Origin of the sequence: Cupriavidus necator A5-1 (assembly GCF_000744095.1) — a bacterium.
GTDB lineage: Bacteria > Pseudomonadota > Gammaproteobacteria > Burkholderiales > Burkholderiaceae > Cupriavidus > Cupriavidus necator_A.
Genome location: NZ_JQLI01000001.1, coordinates 4,350,637 through 4,365,789, shown reverse-complemented (window position 1 = coordinate 4,365,789; position 15,153 = coordinate 4,350,637). Strand labels below are relative to the sequence as shown.

The 15,153-nt window shown below is 68.9% G+C and carries 14 protein-coding genes and 2 pseudogenes; 7 read left to right on the top strand and 9 right to left on the bottom strand.

What is annotated here, in order from left to right; genetic code table 11:
* The first annotated feature begins 23 nt into the window (after window positions 1–23).
* From K307_RS19435 to K307_RS19425, 3 genes are read left to right on the top strand one after another with little or no spacing between them, the layout of a single operon-like run.
* Window positions 24–338, top strand: a complete 315-nt coding sequence (locus tag K307_RS19435; protein ID WP_042880540.1) for a FeoA family protein — start codon at window positions 24–26, stop codon at window positions 336–338.
* A 13-nt stretch (window positions 339–351) separates the two neighbouring features.
* Window positions 352–2,211, top strand: a complete 1,860-nt coding sequence (gene feoB / locus K307_RS19430) for a ferrous iron transport protein B (RefSeq protein ID WP_042880539.1) — start codon at window positions 352–354, stop codon at window positions 2,209–2,211.
* A gap of 25 nt (window positions 2,212–2,236) precedes the next feature.
* Window positions 2,237–2,563, top strand: coding sequence for a DUF6587 family protein (locus K307_RS19425; RefSeq protein WP_042880537.1), 327 nt, complete (start codon window positions 2,237–2,239; stop codon window positions 2,561–2,563).
* A gap of 430 nt (window positions 2,564–2,993) precedes the next feature.
* On the opposite strand, the gene K307_RS19420 is transcribed toward K307_RS19425, so the two are convergent.
* A complete protein-coding gene (locus K307_RS19420) occupies window positions 2,994–4,304 on the bottom strand; it encodes a hypothetical protein (RefSeq protein ID WP_042880535.1) in 1,311 nt (436 codons plus the stop codon).
* Between the two features lie 276 nt (window positions 4,305–4,580).
* Window positions 4,581–4,784, bottom strand: a pseudogene (locus tag K307_RS46265) (2-isopropylmalate synthase); the annotation flags it as partial.
* Here K307_RS46265 and K307_RS19415 point away from each other — a divergent pair.
* Both K307_RS19415 and K307_RS19410 read left to right on the top strand, forming a co-directional pair.
* A pseudogene (locus K307_RS19415) lies at window positions 4,699–5,175 on the top strand (alpha-isopropylmalate synthase regulatory domain-containing protein); the annotation flags it as partial. The pseudogenes K307_RS46265 and K307_RS19415 overlap by 86 nt on opposite strands.
* A 376-nt stretch (window positions 5,176–5,551) precedes the next feature.
* On the top strand, window positions 5,552–6,199 hold the full coding sequence (locus K307_RS19410) for an OmpW/AlkL family protein (protein ID WP_042880531.1): 648 nt from the start codon (window positions 5,552–5,554) through the stop codon (window positions 6,197–6,199).
* Window positions 6,200–6,280: 81 nt separating this feature from the next.
* Here the strand turns inward: K307_RS19410 and K307_RS19405 are convergent, their stop codons facing one another.
* The gene (locus K307_RS19405) at window positions 6,281–7,768 is read right to left on the bottom strand and encodes an AMP nucleosidase (protein ID WP_042880529.1); all 1,488 of its coding nucleotides are present in this window, start codon (window positions 7,766–7,768) and stop codon (window positions 6,281–6,283) included.
* 187 nt (window positions 7,769–7,955) lie between these two features.
* Between K307_RS19405 and K307_RS19400 the strand changes: the two genes are divergently transcribed.
* On the top strand, window positions 7,956–8,345 hold the full coding sequence (locus K307_RS19400) for a GNAT family N-acetyltransferase (protein WP_042880527.1): 390 nt from the start codon (window positions 7,956–7,958) through the stop codon (window positions 8,343–8,345).
* A gap of 29 nt (window positions 8,346–8,374) precedes the next feature.
* Here K307_RS19400 and K307_RS19395 read toward each other — a convergent pair whose 3' ends face one another.
* From K307_RS19395 to K307_RS19375, 5 genes are all read right to left on the bottom strand, one after another.
* Window positions 8,375–9,121 (bottom strand): NADPH-dependent F420 reductase, encoded by a 747-nt coding sequence (locus tag K307_RS19395; protein ID WP_042880526.1) that lies wholly within the window; start codon window positions 9,119–9,121, stop codon window positions 8,375–8,377.
* A 163-nt stretch (window positions 9,122–9,284) separates the two neighbouring features.
* Window positions 9,285–10,331 (bottom strand): MBL fold metallo-hydrolase, encoded by a 1,047-nt coding sequence (locus K307_RS19390; RefSeq protein ID WP_080745068.1) that lies wholly within the window; start codon window positions 10,329–10,331, stop codon window positions 9,285–9,287.
* A gap of 206 nt (window positions 10,332–10,537) precedes the next feature.
* Entirely contained in the window at window positions 10,538–11,506 is a 969-nt protein-coding gene (locus K307_RS19385) for a Bug family tripartite tricarboxylate transporter substrate binding protein (RefSeq protein ID WP_042880525.1), read from the bottom strand.
* Window positions 11,507–11,547: 41 nt separating this feature from the next.
* Window positions 11,548–11,889, bottom strand: coding sequence for a hypothetical protein (locus K307_RS19380; RefSeq protein ID WP_022537298.1), 342 nt, complete (start codon window positions 11,887–11,889; stop codon window positions 11,548–11,550).
* Between the two features lie 13 nt (window positions 11,890–11,902).
* Window positions 11,903–13,264, bottom strand: coding sequence for an acyclic terpene utilization AtuA family protein (locus K307_RS19375; RefSeq protein WP_042880523.1), 1,362 nt, complete (start codon window positions 13,262–13,264; stop codon window positions 11,903–11,905).
* 115 nt (window positions 13,265–13,379) lie between these two features.
* Between K307_RS19375 and K307_RS19370 the strand changes: the two genes are divergently transcribed.
* The gene (locus tag K307_RS19370; RefSeq protein ID WP_042880521.1) at window positions 13,380–14,285 is read left to right on the top strand and encodes a LysR family transcriptional regulator; all 906 of its coding nucleotides are present in this window, start codon (window positions 13,380–13,382) and stop codon (window positions 14,283–14,285) included.
* A 42-nt stretch (window positions 14,286–14,327) separates the two neighbouring features.
* Here K307_RS19370 and K307_RS19365 read toward each other — a convergent pair whose 3' ends face one another.
* Entirely contained in the window at window positions 14,328–15,140 is an 813-nt protein-coding gene (locus K307_RS19365) for an SDR family oxidoreductase (protein ID WP_051974970.1), read from the bottom strand.
* Window positions 15,141–15,153: the final 13 nt, after the last annotated feature.

Below are 15,153 nucleotides of genomic sequence, written 5' to 3'. Positions count from 1 at the left end.
CGCGCCAACGGACTGGAAGCATGATGCGGTTGTCTGAACTTCCACGGCGCACGCCCGCCGTTGTGCAATCGGTGGACGACGCAACGCCGGGGGATCCGGTCGCGCGCCGCCTGCGGGAGCTGGGCTTCGTGCCCGGTGAAGCGGTGCAGATCATCGCCTACGGCCCCTTTGGCATGGATCCGCTGGTGGCGCAGGTGGGCTTCACGCGCTTTGCGCTGCGCCGCTCGGAAGCGGCGCGCATCGGCGTCGAGATCGCCAGCGCCTCGGTCACCAGCATTGCCCCTGCCACGCAGGCGGACGACCAGCCCGGCACCACGACGGCCAAACGGACCGCCTGACCCTCCCCGGAATATGTCTGCAGCAGCTCCCTCCACTTCTGCCCTGCGCATCGCGCTGGTCGGCAATCCCAATTGCGGCAAGACCGCGCTGTTCAACCGCCTGACCGGCAGCCGCCAGAAGGTGGCCAACTACGCCGGCGTGACCGTCGAGCGCAAGGAAGGCTATTTCGTGTCGCCGGCCGGGCGCCAGGTACGCATCCTGGACCTGCCCGGCGCCTACAGCCTGCACGCGGCCAGCCTCGATGAAGCCATCACGCGCGACGTCTGCCTGGGCGTGCGCGCGGGCGAGCAGCGCCCCGACCTGCTGGTCTCGGTGGTCGATGCGACCAACCTGCGCCTGCACCTGCGCTTCGTGCTGGAGTTGCGCCGCCTGGGCCTGCCGATGGTGGTGGTGCTCAATATGAGCGACGCGGCCGCACGGCGCGGCATCCAGATCGACCGCGACAAGCTGTCGGCGGCGCTGGGCGTACCAGTGGTGAGTACCGTGGCTGTCAAGCGCGACGGCGCCGCGGCGCTGATCCAGTTGCTCGACGACACGCTGCCGCCGGCCCCGTCGGCCGGACCGGAGCCGGCCAGCGACATCGACGTGCACGCCGAGGTCAACCGCCTGCTCGCCGCCGCGGTCAGCATGCCGGCGCGCACCGCCGCGCTGGATGACCGGCTCGACCGCATCGTGCTGCACCCGGTGTTCGGCCTGCTGTTGCTGGCCGTGCTGCTGTTCCTGATGTTCCAGGCAGTGTTCTCCTGGGCCCAGCCGCTGATGGACGGCATCGAAGGCGGCGTGCACTGGGCCGGCGAACTGCTGGGCACCTACCTGCCCGACGGCATGCTCAAGAGCCTGCTGGTCGACGGCCTGGTGGCGGGGCTGGGCAGCGTGGTGGTGTTCCTGCCGCAGATCCTGATCCTGTTCCTGTTCATCCTGACGCTGGAAGAATCCGGCTACCTGCCGCGCGCGGCCTTCCTGCTGGACCGGCTGATGATGGGCGCGGGGCTGTCGGGGCGCTCGTTCATCCCGCTGCTGTCGAGCTTTGCCTGCGCCATCCCCGGCATCATGGCCACGCGCACGATCCAGGATCCGCGCGACCGGCTCACCACCATCCTGGTGGCGCCGCTGATGACGTGCTCGGCGCGGCTGCCGGTCTATGCGCTGCTGATCGGCGCCTTCATCCCCCAGCGCACCGTGCTGGGCCTGTTCAACCTGCAGGGGCTGGTGCTGTTCGCGCTGTACGTGGCGGGCATCGTCAGCGCGCTGGTGGTGGCGTACGCGCTCAAGTTCTTCCGCCGCGACCGCACCGACCATCCGCTGCTGATGGAGCTGCCGTCGTACCGGATCCCCAATCCGCGCGATGTGGCGATCGGCCTGTGGGAGCGTGCCCGCATCTTCCTGTCGCGCGTGGGCAAGGTGATCCTGGCGCTGACGGTGCTGCTGTGGTTCCTGTCGACCTTCCCGGCGCCGCCCGCAGGCGCGACCGGCCCCGCGATTGACTACAGCTTTGCCGGCATGATCGGCCATGCGCTGCAAAAGGTGTTCGCGCCGGTTGGCTTCAACTGGCAGATCTGCATTGCGCTGGTGCCGGGCCTGGCCGCGCGCGAGGTGGCGGTGGGTGCGCTGGCGACCGTCTATGCGCTGTCGGGCAGCGAGGACACCGTGGCCACGCAGCTGGCGCCGATGATCACGGCGCAGTGGTCGCTGGCCACCGCGCTGTCGCTGCTGGCGTGGTACGTGTTCGCGCCGCAATGCATCTCCACGCTGGCGGTGATCCGGCGCGAGACAAACTCGTGGAAGGTGATGGCGGCGTCGGCCGCCTACCTGACCGGGCTGGCCTACCTGGCGTCGTTCCTGACCTACCGCATCGCGCTGCTATTCAGCTGAAGCTGCTACGTCTGCATCTGCTGCCATGACCCTCTACCACGCCATCGAAACGCTGCTGGTCCCGCTGATCGTGCTGGCGTGCGCGCTGTCGGTGCTCGCGCGCTACGCGCCGCGCACGCGCGAGCGGGTCAAGGCGGCACTGGCGGCGCGCCTGGGCGGGGCTGCCGCCACCGGCCTGCGTGGCCGGCTGGTGCGCAGGCTGGCGCCGCAGGCGGCCGCGGGCTGCGCCAGCGGCTGCGATGATGGCGGCTGCAATACCTGCGGCTCCAATACCGCGAACACCACCAACACCACCGACAGGCAGCAGGGCAAGCCTGCCGAGCAGGTGGTGCGCTTCGTGCGCAAGCGCTGATTCGCGCGCTTTTCTTCCCTCACGCATTCACGCAGAAACGGGTACGCCCGCTGCTTCCGCCCGGCGCGGAAGCGGCCGTTTGCGCTCGCTTGTCCAAGCGATGGTGGCTGTCTGGCGTCGCCCGGATACGCTTGCGAAGGCTTGTGCCGATGCACGCAGAAATGGGTACGCATGGCATGTCGGGCGTGTGGAGTCGTGGGATGGCAGTGGCCGGCAAAGGTCGGCGCATGGCTGTCTTGTCGGCTTGTATCGGGCTGCGCCCGCATCGGAAATGCGCTTCGTAGCGTCACGCAGAAATGGGTACGCTTTGCGCTCATTCCTCTCCCGCAAGCGAGAGAAGCGGGAGCAACGCCGCGCAGTGAGAGCCCGGCCCCAAACGCAAACGCCCTCCATCCGGAGGGCGTTTGCCATGGTGCGGGAGACCTGATGCTTACTTGACGGTGCCGAAATAAACCAGCTTCAGCGCCGTATTGTCCGCCACCGCGTTACAGGTCACGGTGATGGTGAAATCGCCGGGCGCCGTGCCAGAGACGTAGTTCTGGTTCGGCGTAAAGCCCGGCGTCAGCTGCACGGGACCGGTGCTGGCCCACGCCCAGTTGGCGCACGCGGCGTACTGCACGTCGTTGCCCAGGTTCTTCATGCGTGCCGTCACCGGGATGCTCATCGGCGGCATCAGCAGCAGCGTCATCGGTTGCTGGTTGTCACCGACCAGCGCCCACTTGGGATGCTCGGTCACCGACAGGCCGGCGCTCGGGCGGGCGTCCAGCTTGGTGCTCACCGCGGTCACCGTCAGCGTGCTCTGCACCGGGCCGGTGTCCTTGGACAGGCTGGTGCGAACGGTGGCGTCATGCGTGCCGGCCGTTTCCGTAGCCGACAGCGTGGGCGACGTGGCGGTGTAGGTCCAGGTGCCGTCGAAGTCCGCCGTCACGTCCTGGCCATCGTTGCGCAGCACGCGCGAGGTAAAGGTCGCCGGGCGGTCGTTGAATACCTGCAGCGCATCCACGGGCTGGCCATACTGCGTGGTCACCACGCGATAGGTGGCTGCACCGTTCTTCTGCACCGTCACCGCGATCAGCCCGCCGAGCGCGCGGCCGTCGGGCGCCGTGACCGACACCGTGACGTTGGCCGTGGCCGCGGCGGTGGTCGAGCTGTTGCTCGCGCGCAGCGTGGCGCTGTTCTGGCTGGCCGACACCTGGACCGCGGTGCTGCTGCTGGTCCATGCCCAGCTGTTGACACTGGCCGACACGTCGGCACCGTTGCTGTCGATCAGCGATACCTTGACCGGCAACACCTGCCCGTCGCTCATCGACAGGTTCGTATTCGGGATCGACAGGCTGTAGCTCAGCGCCGACGCCGGCACCACGGTGATGGTGGCCGATTGCGCGGGCACCTGCACGGTGGTGTTGTCTGCGTTCCTGACGGTTGCTGCCACCTGCACGCTGGTCGTGCCGATGGTAACGCCCCGGATCACGGCGCTGCCCGGCGTGGCGGCGCTTGTCTCGACGGTGGCAACCGCGTTGTCGGTGCTGGTCCAGGTGAAGGTGGTGTTGCCGGTCACGTCGACGCCATTGCTGTCGACAGCGAGCGCGCTGATGGTGAGCGTGCGGCCGACGCCAACCTCGCCGGAGGTCACGCTCATCTTCATGGTATAGGTCAGCGGCGTGGTACCGCCTGCGTTAGGCGTGGTGGGCGCGCTCGACCCACCGCCGCCACCGCCGCATGCCGCTAACAGGAATGTCATGGCTGTGCCTGCCAGCCAGGATGCCCACGTTCTCAGTCTCATGATGTTCCCCCCAGTCATGTGTTTTTCCCGCGCTACCAGCCTAGGCGCAATGGCGCCAGCGCTGTACCGGCCAGACGACTGAGCGGCGGCGCACGGACGGTGTGGCGCTCTCATCCTTTCAGCGCAGGGGCCACCGCCATACGGGCGAGACTCCCGCCCCCGGCGCGGCCGCACTGGAGGCGCGTCACCATCGTTTGGCGCAGGCGCGCCTACCGCATTCACCGCAGCTCCCCGCACCGGCAGCTGGTTGCAGTGCTCCACGCACTGTCGCACCTTGTCGATATCGGAGAAATCCAGGCCCGGCGCGACACCCTGCGTGTACAGGTTCAGCGCCAGCGTCACCAGGTCGACATTGCCGGTGCGCTCGCCGTTGCCGTTCAGCCGCGCGGTCCAGGCGATGACCGACAATACCGGGCTGGAAGCGAGCGCGGACGATCTGCATGCGTTGTTCCGGCGCGAATACCTGGAACGTGAATCTCCGCTGCGCTATGTGTCGCACCAGCTGGTGTCGGACAGCGGCGCGGTCGAGATCGAAGTGCAGATGCTGCGCGAGGGCAAGCCATGCAGCGTGCGCGGCAAGGGCGCACTGGACCTGCGGGTACGCGTGATGGACTACCACGAGCACGCGATGACCGCGGGCGCCGATGCGCGCGCGGCCTGCTATGTGGAGGTACGTGTGGGCGAGTCGCCGACAGGCTTCGGCGCGGGCATCGATGCCAACCTGGTCACGGCGTCGCTGCGCGCGGTGCTCTCAGGCTTGAACCGCCATCTGCAGGCTGGCTTCGGCGTCGCGCCGGCACGGCAGTCCGCGCACGCGATCGAGGCCTGACGCACCGAAGCGCCGCAAGGAAGAGCGCAAGGACGACGCAAGAAAGCCGGTGTGCCCCGCCCCCACGGGGCACACCCGGAAAGACGCCCTTGCGGACGCCCACGACATGCCCGGTGCCAGGGCGCCCGCCGCTTGCTGCGTGCACGCGGGCGCCGATCTCCTGCACAGCGTAAGGGCCCGCGCCGCGCCGCGCCACGAATAAATCCGCATGTGTTTAGAAGCGCCACGGCAGCGCTGCCATGCGCTGCGCGCCCACCGTGGCGTCATCGGGACGCCACGCAGCCCCTTCCGTGCGACTTGTTCTGCATCAAGACCGGCCCAAGGCCCCTCGGCCAAACTGGGCCCGGATTCCTTACCAGCCCAAGTCAGAAACATCATGAAGAACCTCTCTCTCCGCACCCGGGTCACCTGTTCCGCCATCGCCGCCTGCGCCTTGCTGGGCGCCTTCGCCACGCCGGCCAGCGCCGCCGGCGACGAAGCCCAGGGCAATTGGATGGTGCGTCTGCGCGGCACCTACCTCGACATGGCCAACAGCTCCGATCCCGTGGGCGGCGTGGGCGCGTCGGACCGCATCACGGTTAACAACAAGTGGATTCCCGAGTTCGACGTCACCTACTTCTTCACCCCCAACATCGCCGCCGAGCTGGTGCTGACCGTGCCGCAGAAGCAGAACGTCTACCTCGACGGGAACAAGGTCGGCACCTTCAAGCACCTGCCGCCGACGCTGCTGGTGCAGTACCACTTCATCCCCAACGGCACCTTCCGGCCGTACATCGGCGCCGGCCTGAACTTCACCCGCATCTGGGGCGAGAACATCGCCAACAACGCGCTGCAGCTGGACAGCTGGAGCGTGGGCCCGGCGCTGCAGATCGGCATGGACTACAAGCTGACCAAGAACTGGTTCCTGAACGCCGACATCAAGAAGATCTGGCTGTCGAGCGACGTCAAGGCTGGCGACGTCAAGGTGTCCAAGGTGAACCTGGACCCGTGGCTGTTCAGCATGGGCGTGGGCTACCGCTTCTGATCCTGAAGTCCCATGCAAAAGGCCGGCGCCAAATCGGGCGCCGGCCTTTTGCTTTTTGCCGGGACGCAGAACTGCACGGGCCTAACGGAACGCCGGCTCGTCAAAGCTGCGCAGCTTGCGAGAGTGCAGCTGCTCGACACCGTTCTCGCGCAGGATGCGGATCGCTTCCAGGCCGATGGTCATATGCTGGCTGACGCGCTGGCGGTAGAAGGCATTGGCCATGCCGCGCAGCTTCAGCTCGCCGTGCAGGGGCTTGTCCGAGACGCACAGCAGCGTGCCGTAGGGCACGCGCAGCCGGAAGCCGTTGGCGGCCACCGCCGCGCTTTCCATGTCGATGGCGATCGCGCGCGACTGGTTGAAGCGCGCGTACAGCGACTTGGACTTGAGTTCCCAGTTGCGGTCGTCGGTGGAGACCACGGTGCCGGTGCGCATGCGGGTCTTCATCTCGTTGCCTGACAGCCCGGTCACGCGCGCCACCGCTTCCTGCAGCGCCACCTGGATCTCGGCGATCGGCGGCACCGGCACCCATGGCGGCAGATCGTGGTCGAGCACGTGGTCGTCGCGCACATAGGCGTGCGCCAGCACGTAGTCGCCCAGCTGCTGTGAGCGGCGCAGGCCGCCGCAGTGGCCCACCATCAGCCAGCAATGCGGGCGCAGCACCGCCAGGTGGTCGGTCATGGTCTTGGCGTTGGACGGACCCACGCCGATATTGACCAGCGTCACGCCCAGCTTGTCCTCGCGCACCAGGTGGTAGGCCGGCATCTGCGGCAGCGCGCGCGGGCGCGTGGCGTCCTCAGGCTCCACGCCGCCCAGCTCCTGCACCACGTCGCCGGGCTCGACAAAGCGGGTGTAGCCGCCGCCGTCGCTGCTGGCCATCAGCCCGCGCCCGAGCGCGACGAACTCGTCGACATAGCGCTGGTAGTTGGTGAACAGCACGAAGCGCTGGAAATGCTGCGGCGCCGTGCCGGTGTAGTGGTACAGCCGCTGCAGCGCCAGGTCCACGCGCTCGGCGGGAAACAGCGACAGCGGCCAGGCCTCGCCCGGGATCGGCTCATAGGTGCCGTTGGCGATGGCATCGTCGATGCGGCTCAGCTCGGGCAGAACGAACGACGCCTCCAGCTCGCGCGCCTGGGTGTAGCTGATGTCGGTGGTCGAGGCCTCGATCACGAACGGCAGCGGGATCGGCCGCCGGCTCAGCCCCACCACCACCGGCACGCGGTGGTAGCGCATCAGCCGCTCGATCTGGTCGCGGTAGTAGTCCGCCAGCAGGTCGGGGCGCGTGACCGTGGTGCCGTATACCCCGGGGTAGGCCACCGTGCCCCATGACGGGCGGCTGTCGGTGACCATGGTTTCGATATTGACCGAGATGCCGAGGTACGGATAGCACGCGTGCGCGGCCGAGGGCAGCGGCTTGCCGCTGGCGAACGCGTCGAAGCGCGCGCGTACGGCCCCGACCGAGGCCTCGTAGATCTCGCGGATGCGCGCCAGCGCGGCGTCGGCGTCAGCGAACTCGGCCAACTGATCGGCCGGATGGGCGGAGGAAAAGACGGGGGCGTTCATGGAGACCATGATACCGCGCCGCAGCGCGGGAGGGAGGAGCGTCCCACCCCGCCACAGGCCAAATTGACGCGCCCGCGCCCGCTCGCTACACTCCGCCAATTGTGCGGCGCGGGTTCCCGTGCCGTTCTCGACTCGCGGCGCCCCTGGTGGCAAGGGGCGGCGAGGGGCCGTACATGCTTGACTGGGAGAGCCGCCAATGGAAATCCGTAACCTGTTGCCCGAGGACATCGAGGCAGCCAGACAACTACTGATCGCCAACGGCTGGGCTCAACGGGTGGGCGGCCCGGAAAAATTCGCGCGGCTGGTCGCCAATTCCCAGCGCGTAGCCGTTGCGGTGGAGGACGGCGAGGTCGTCGGCTTCGCCCGCGCACTGTGCGACGAGGTCTCCGACGGCTTCCTGTCGATGGTCGCGGTGGCGCCCAGCCATCGCCGGCGCGGCATCGGCCGCGCCCTCGTGCGGCACATCATGGGCAACGACCCCGACATCACCTGGATGCTGCGCGCCGCTCGCTCCTCCGAAGCCGCGTTCTTCGGCCAGCTCGGCTTCACGCCATCGATGGTCGCGATGGAGCGGCGCCGGCCCTGAATCGCCCCTGAGCGGCCCCCGGCGGACCGTCAACGTCCGCCCATCTTGCGCCGGAATTCCTCGGCCGTCCCAACCTGCCGGAACAGCGGCCCGCCCGGCGCGAAACGATCCGCGCTCGACAGCGGCCCCACCACCACCGGCTCGAATCCCGCATCGCGCACCAATTGCGCGGCCACGTCGAGCGCGGCCTTGTCGTCGCCGGCAATCGGCACTGCCACCAGCCCGCCGGGGCGGTGGTGCTCGCTGGCGAACTGCGCCGCCCCCATAAAATTGAAGGCCCGCACCACGCGCGCGCCGCGCAGGTAGCGCGCGGTGGTGAGACCGATGCCGTCGCGCTTCGCCTCCTCGGTGATCGGGCCATCGCGGTGCTCGTAGGCGTTGGTGGCATCGAGCACGATCTTGCCTTTCCAGGCATCGGCATGGTCGCGGCTGAGCTGCGGCAGCGCGCCGTAGGGCGTGGCCAGGAACAGCACGTCGGAAAACGCGATGGCCTCGGCCACGGTGCCCGCGCGCGCGAGCGGACCCAGTTCTTCCACCAGCGGCTTGAGCGCCTCCGGGTGCCGCGACGAGAACAACACCGGGTGCCCGGCCTTGACCCACAGCCCCCCGATGGTGCCGCCGATGCGGCCCGAACCGATCACGCCAATGCGCTGCGCCGCGGCAGCCTGGCGGCCCTGGGCGCGCACGGCGCGCGGCAGGGGCACGGCCAGGACCAGGAGCGCGGCACCGAGCCAGCGGCGGCGCCGGGGATCGAAGCGGGATGCGTTGGCGTTCATCAGAAGCCTCCTCCGGCAGTGACAAGGGAACCCGGACGCGTGCGTCATACGGGGCCGCTGGGATGACTCTAGGCGAAAAGCGCCTGGCCTGCGCGCGACCCGACCGCAAGCAAAAAACCGCCCCGGAGGGCGGCTGCTGGCACGCGAGCGCTGTAGCCAGTGGCTAGCGGTCAGTGCGGATCGGCCCGTACTCGGCAGGCACCCAGCTATAGCCGGCCGTGTCGCGACGTACATGGCCCAGCCCCGGGAACGGTAGGTGCGCGCCACCCACCCATAGCTGGCCCTTGGCCGCATCGGCGAGGATGCGCTTGCGGGTGATCACCGCCGCGTGGCTGTCTGTGTCGAACTCGATGGCCACCTGCGGGCGCCGGAACTGCACCGCATGGCTGTGGATGATGTCGCCCCACAGCAGCAGGCTGTCCTTGCCCGAGGTGAACACGTAGCCGCTGTGGCCGGGCGTATGGCCGTAGGCCGGCACCGCGCGCACGCCCGGGATCGGCTCGGCGCCCGCACCGCCGTTGAAGGTGCGGAAACGGTTCGCCGCCTGGTACGGGGCGACCGCCGCACGCGCCATTGCAAACAGGCCCTGCGCGTCTTTCGGCGCGGCCGCCGCGGTGGTCTCGTTCAGCCAGTAATCGGCATCGGCCTTGTCGACATAGACCGTGGCATTGGGGAACGCCGGCTGGCCGTTGGCGGCCAGGCCGCAGGCGTGGTCGCCGTGCAGGTGGGTCAGCAGCACGGTGTCGACCTGCTCCGGCGCGTAGCCTGCAGCGCGCAGGTTCTCGCCGATGCGGCCCAGTGTCGGCCCGAAGCAGCCGGCCGCGCCGGTGTCGACCAGCACCAGGTTGCGGCCGGTGTTGATCAGGTACGCATTGACCGCGGTCTGCATGCCCGGCGTCGATTCCACGAACATCCGCGCCAGCAGGCTCTGTACCTCGCGCGCGCTGGTGTACTTGAGGATCTTCGGGTCCAGGTCGATGTAGCCGTCGTAGAGCGCGGTGACTTCGAGCTGGCCGACCATCATGCGGTAGTAGCCGGGCACCTGGGTCTTCTGCTGCGCGGGAGGCGTCGCCTGGGCCCTGGCCGCGCCGGCAGGCAGCACGGTGGCACCCACTGCAGCAGCGATTGCGGCGCCCAGTACGGCCACCGCCGGCAGCCGGCGCTTCGCCGCCCGGGAGGTTGCGTGGCGCACGACAGACTGCAGCTTCATATCCTGTTCCTGTTCTGGTTGGTGTTGTCGAGGAGACGGCCGATGCCACAAGGCGCGCGGTGCTGCGATGCCATGCGCACGGCCAGGACGTATCTTATCCGGGCCGCGCGAACAGGGTCGGAGAGCCAAAGCGTACCTACTTCTGCGTAAAAAACGGGGCCACGCGGCCCCGTTTCCCATGCATGCGAGCTTGCGTTGGCCCGCGTTCACTCCGGCTGGATATTCGCCGCCTTGATGATGCGGCCCCACTTGCCCGACTCCTGCTGCTGGAATTTCGCCAGCTCGGTAGGCGTGCTGGTAAACACCTCGGTACCCGTCGACTGGTAGAAATTGGCCGCGGTATCGCTGCGCGCGGCCTTGACCATCATCGCGTTGAGCTTGGCCACGACCGGCTGCGGCGTGCCGGCCGGCGCGTACGCCGCGAACCAGTAGCTCATCTCGTAGCCCTTGACCCCGGCTTCGTCGATGGTCGGCACGTCCGGTGCCAGCGGCGAGCGCGACTTGCCCGACACGCCCAGCGCGCGCAGCTTGCCGCTCTTGACCTGCGGCAGGCCGGTGGCGGTGTCGGTGATCATCATCTGGATCTGGTTGCCGAGCAGGTCGGTGATCGCCAGCGGATTGCTCTTGTACGGCACGTGCAGCAACTCCACGTGCGCCATCTGCTGGAACAGCTCGCCAGCGATGCGCGACGACGAGCTGCCGCTGCCGAAGCTGAGCTTGCCTGGCTGCTTCTTGGCCAGCGCGATGAACTCGCCCACGGTCTTGGCTGGCACCTGCGGGTTCACCACCATGATCTGGCCACCGCGGCCGAGCGCGGTGACCGGCGTGAAGTCCTTGACCGGATCGTACGGCAGCTTCTTGAACAGGTGCTCGTTGGCGGCGTGGGTGGTGTTGGTGCTGATCAGCACGGTGTAGCCATCGGGCGCGGCCTTGGCCACGTCGGACGCGGCGATAAAGCCGTTGGCGCCGGGCTTGTTGTCGACCACCACGGTGGCCTTGCTATCCACGGTGATGGCCTGGCCGATAGCGCGCGCAAGCTGGTCGGTGGCGCTGCCCGCGGCGAACGGCACCACGAAGCGGATGGGCTTGTCCGGGTACTCGGCCCAGGCCTGCCCCGCGGGCAGGATCAGCGCGCACAGCGCGGCGGCGGCCAGTGGCTTGAGGAATCGGTACATCGTTGTCTCCTGTTGAAATCGTTGTCGGTACGAACGGTATGTCAGGCGCCGCCGGCGAGCCGCGGCGGCAGCGGTATCTGCAATTGCAGCAGGCGGAACGACAGCGCCTTCCCGTGCGTGTCGAGGTTTAGCGCGTCGTTGACGCCGCCATCGAGCACGCCGTCGAGGACGAAGTTCATCGCCTGCAGCGACGGCACCAGGTAGCGTGTGACGGCAGTGGGCTGACGTTCACGGAACAGCGCGCGCACGGCATCTTCGGTGACATGGGCGACCAGGTGGTCAAAGTCGCGCGCGTCGTAGGCGATCACGCTGATGTTGGAACGGTCGCCCTTGTCGCCGGTGCGGCCGTGGGCGAACTGATAGAGCGCGGCGGTAGCGGTCATCTCGTCGTCCTCCTTATGCGATGAAGCTGTGTGCGGCGGCCACGGCCTCGCGCGGTACCAGGCAAGACACGGCATTCAGGCGTGCGCGCTGCGCGGTGCGCACGCCGCCGCCGCCGGCCGGTCCGCAGGTGTAGAGCGCATTGACCTCGCGCAGCAGCGCCTGCGCCACCGCAAGCTCGTCATGCGCCAGCGCCGCGCGCAGGCGCACGTCCTGCGCTTCGGCCTCGTGCGGCTGGGGCTGCGCCACCATCGTACCGGCGTCGTCGGCCAGCACGCTGACGACCCCGATCAGGTCGAAGCGGATCGGCACGTCATGGCCTAGCAGGCGCATGCGCTTGCGCAGGATGTCGGCGGCCAGGCGCGCGCGGGCGGCGGCGTTGGGGCCGGCGTAGGAGATCTCGCCCTCGGCGAGCCAGCCGCCGTGGCTGAACACATTGGCCTTGAGCTGCGCCGGGCGCGGGTGGCCGCGCACATTGCGCACCGCCACGCGGTCGGGGGCCAGTTGCGTGACCGTGACCGTACCAATATCTGCGACCACGTCGGGCGTCAGGTACGCGGCCGGATCGTGGACCTCGTACAGCAGCTGCTCCTTGACCGTGCGCAGGTCGACGCAGCCGCCGGTGCCGGCGGCCTTGAAGATCTCGATGCCGCCGTCGTCGGCCAGCTGCGCAATCGGGAAGCCCACCGCATGCACATCGGGTACGTCCTTCATGCCGGGATCGGCAAAGTAGCCGCCGCTGACCTGCGCCCCGCATTCGAGCAGGTGGCCGGCCATGGTCGCGGCGGCCAGCCGGTCCCAGTCGTCCCAGGACCAGCCGAAGTGCTCCATCGCCGGCCCCACGGCCAGCGCCGGGTCGGCCACGCGGCCGCACACCACCACCTGCGCGCCGTCCGCCAGTGCCGCGGCGATGCCTTGTGCGCCGATATAGGCGTTGGCGCAGACGAAGCGGTCGGCGTCGAAGGCCGCGCCAAGGATGCCTTGCAGCAGCGTGCGCCCGGCCTCGTGCGAGAGATCATCGCCCTCCACCACCGCCACGCGCGGCGCCGGCAGGCCCAGTTCGCCGGCCAGCTGCAGCACGCGCCGCGCCGCCGCGCGCGGATTGGCCGCGCCGAAATTGCCGATGATGGGAATGCCGTGTTGCACGCACAAAGCCAGCACCGGCGTCAGCAGCGCGTCGAGCAGCGGCTCGTAGCCCTGCGCGGGGTCGTTGCGCCGCGCCAGCTGCGCCAGCGCCAGCGTGCGTTCGGCCAGCGTCTCGAAGATCAGCGCAGCGGGCTGGCCGGCGGCGATCAGCGTGCGCACCACCGGCAGCGCGGCGTCGGTGCGGTCGCCGGAGAAGCCGGCGCCGGAGCCGATCAGCAAGGGAGCAGTCATGGTCGGATGGCAGGTTGGTGGCGGGGGTAGAAGTCATTCTAGGGCGGCGACGTCCAACCAAAAAACGGATTATTTGGATTAATCTATCGACTTGCTAGATAAGTGCATTTTCGCCATGAACCTGTCGGTCAAGCACCTGCGCGCCTTTGTAGCGCTGGCTACCTACCGCAACTTCACCCGTGCGGCACGCGCGTGCCACCTGTCGCAGTCGGCGTTCAGCGCGCTGGTGCAGACCCTGGAGGAGCAGGCCGGCAGCCGGCTGTTCGAGCGCACCACGCGGCACGTGGAGCTGAGCAGCGACGGGGTGCGCTTCGAGCAAACAGCGCGCCGGTTGCTGGCCGACTTCGAGACCGCGTTTGAAGACTTGCGTGCGCACGCCGAGCGCCGCAAGGGCCGCGTGTCGATCGCGGCACTGCCGTCGCTGGCGGGCGGCGACCTGCCGCCGCTGCTGGCGCAGTTCCACGCGCAGTATCCGGGCATCGTGCTGGAGCTGTTCGACCAGCTGGCCGACGACTGCATCGAGCTGGTCCGACAGGGCCGCGCCGACTTTGCGCTGACCCCCGCGCCGGCACAGGACGATGACCTGCGCGTGGAACCGCTGGTGCGCGACACCTTCCACCTGGTATGCCCGGCTGACCATCCGCTGGCGCGCAAGCGGCGCATCGAGCTCCAGGCGCTGGCGGGCGTGCCGTTTATCCAGCTGTCGCGCACAACCAGCGTGCGCCAGCACCTGGACGCGGCGCTGCATCCGTTGCGGTTGAACAGCGTGATGGAGGTGGAGCACCTGGCGACCGTGGCGGCGCTGGTGCAGGCCGGCCTGGGCGTCAGCGCCGTGCCCTCGCTGGCGCTGTTCCAGTTCCGGCGCGAAGGCCTGGCGATCCGGCCGCTGCAGCTGCCGTCGCTGGTGCGCGATATCTGCCTGGTGCGGATGAAGGACCGCGGCGACTCTGCCGCCGCGGCTGCGATGATCGAGTGCCTGCAGGCGTTCTACAGCGGCGGCAAGGCATCGGCGCGGCGCTGAAACACAGCACGAACGGCACGCAGAATTGGGTACGCTTTGCCTTCAGAAGTGCCCGAGGTAGCCGCCATCGACGGCCAGCACATGGCCGGTGATGTAGGACGCCGCCGGCGAAGCCAGGAACACCGCCGCACCCGCCACTTCATCGGGCTGGCCCCAGCGGCCCAGCGAAGTGCGCTGGCGCAGCCATTCGGCCACGCTCTCGTCCTCGACCATCGGCTGGTTGGGCTCGGTGGCGAAGTAGCCCGGCGCGATCGCGTTGACGGTCACGCCGTAGCGGCCGAGGTCGGCGGCCATCGCGCGTGTCAGTGCGTCCAGGCCGCCCTTGGTGGCGGGATAGAGCACATCGCCGGCGCGCGCGACCTGGCCCGCGATCGAGCTGACGTTGACGATGCGGCCGTACTGCCCGCGGCGCATGCGCTGCGCGGCCAGGCGGCACAGCGTATAGGGTGCGACCAGGTTGGTCTCGAGCATCGCGCGCAGGTCGCCGGCATCCAGGTCGGCCATGGTGCTGCGGTTGCGCGCGCCGGCGTTGTTGACCAGGATGTCGAGCCGGCCGTGGGTGGTGTCGATGCGCTCGAACGCGGCCGCGACCGCGGCCTCGTCGTTAATGTCAAGCACCAGCGCCTCGGCGCTGCCGCCGCGCGCGGCCAGCATGGCGACGGCATCCTGCACGCGCTCAGCATTGCGCGCCACGACCAGCACATGCGCGCCGGCATCGGCCAGCCCGGCGGCAATCGCCAGGCCGAGGCCCTGCGCGCCGCCGGTCACCAGCGCGACGCGCCCATGCAGCGAGAATTGGGTACGCCCGGCGCGGTCGGGCACGCCTGCATCGGGAGATGGGGTAGGAGTAGCCATGCGGCGAATATAC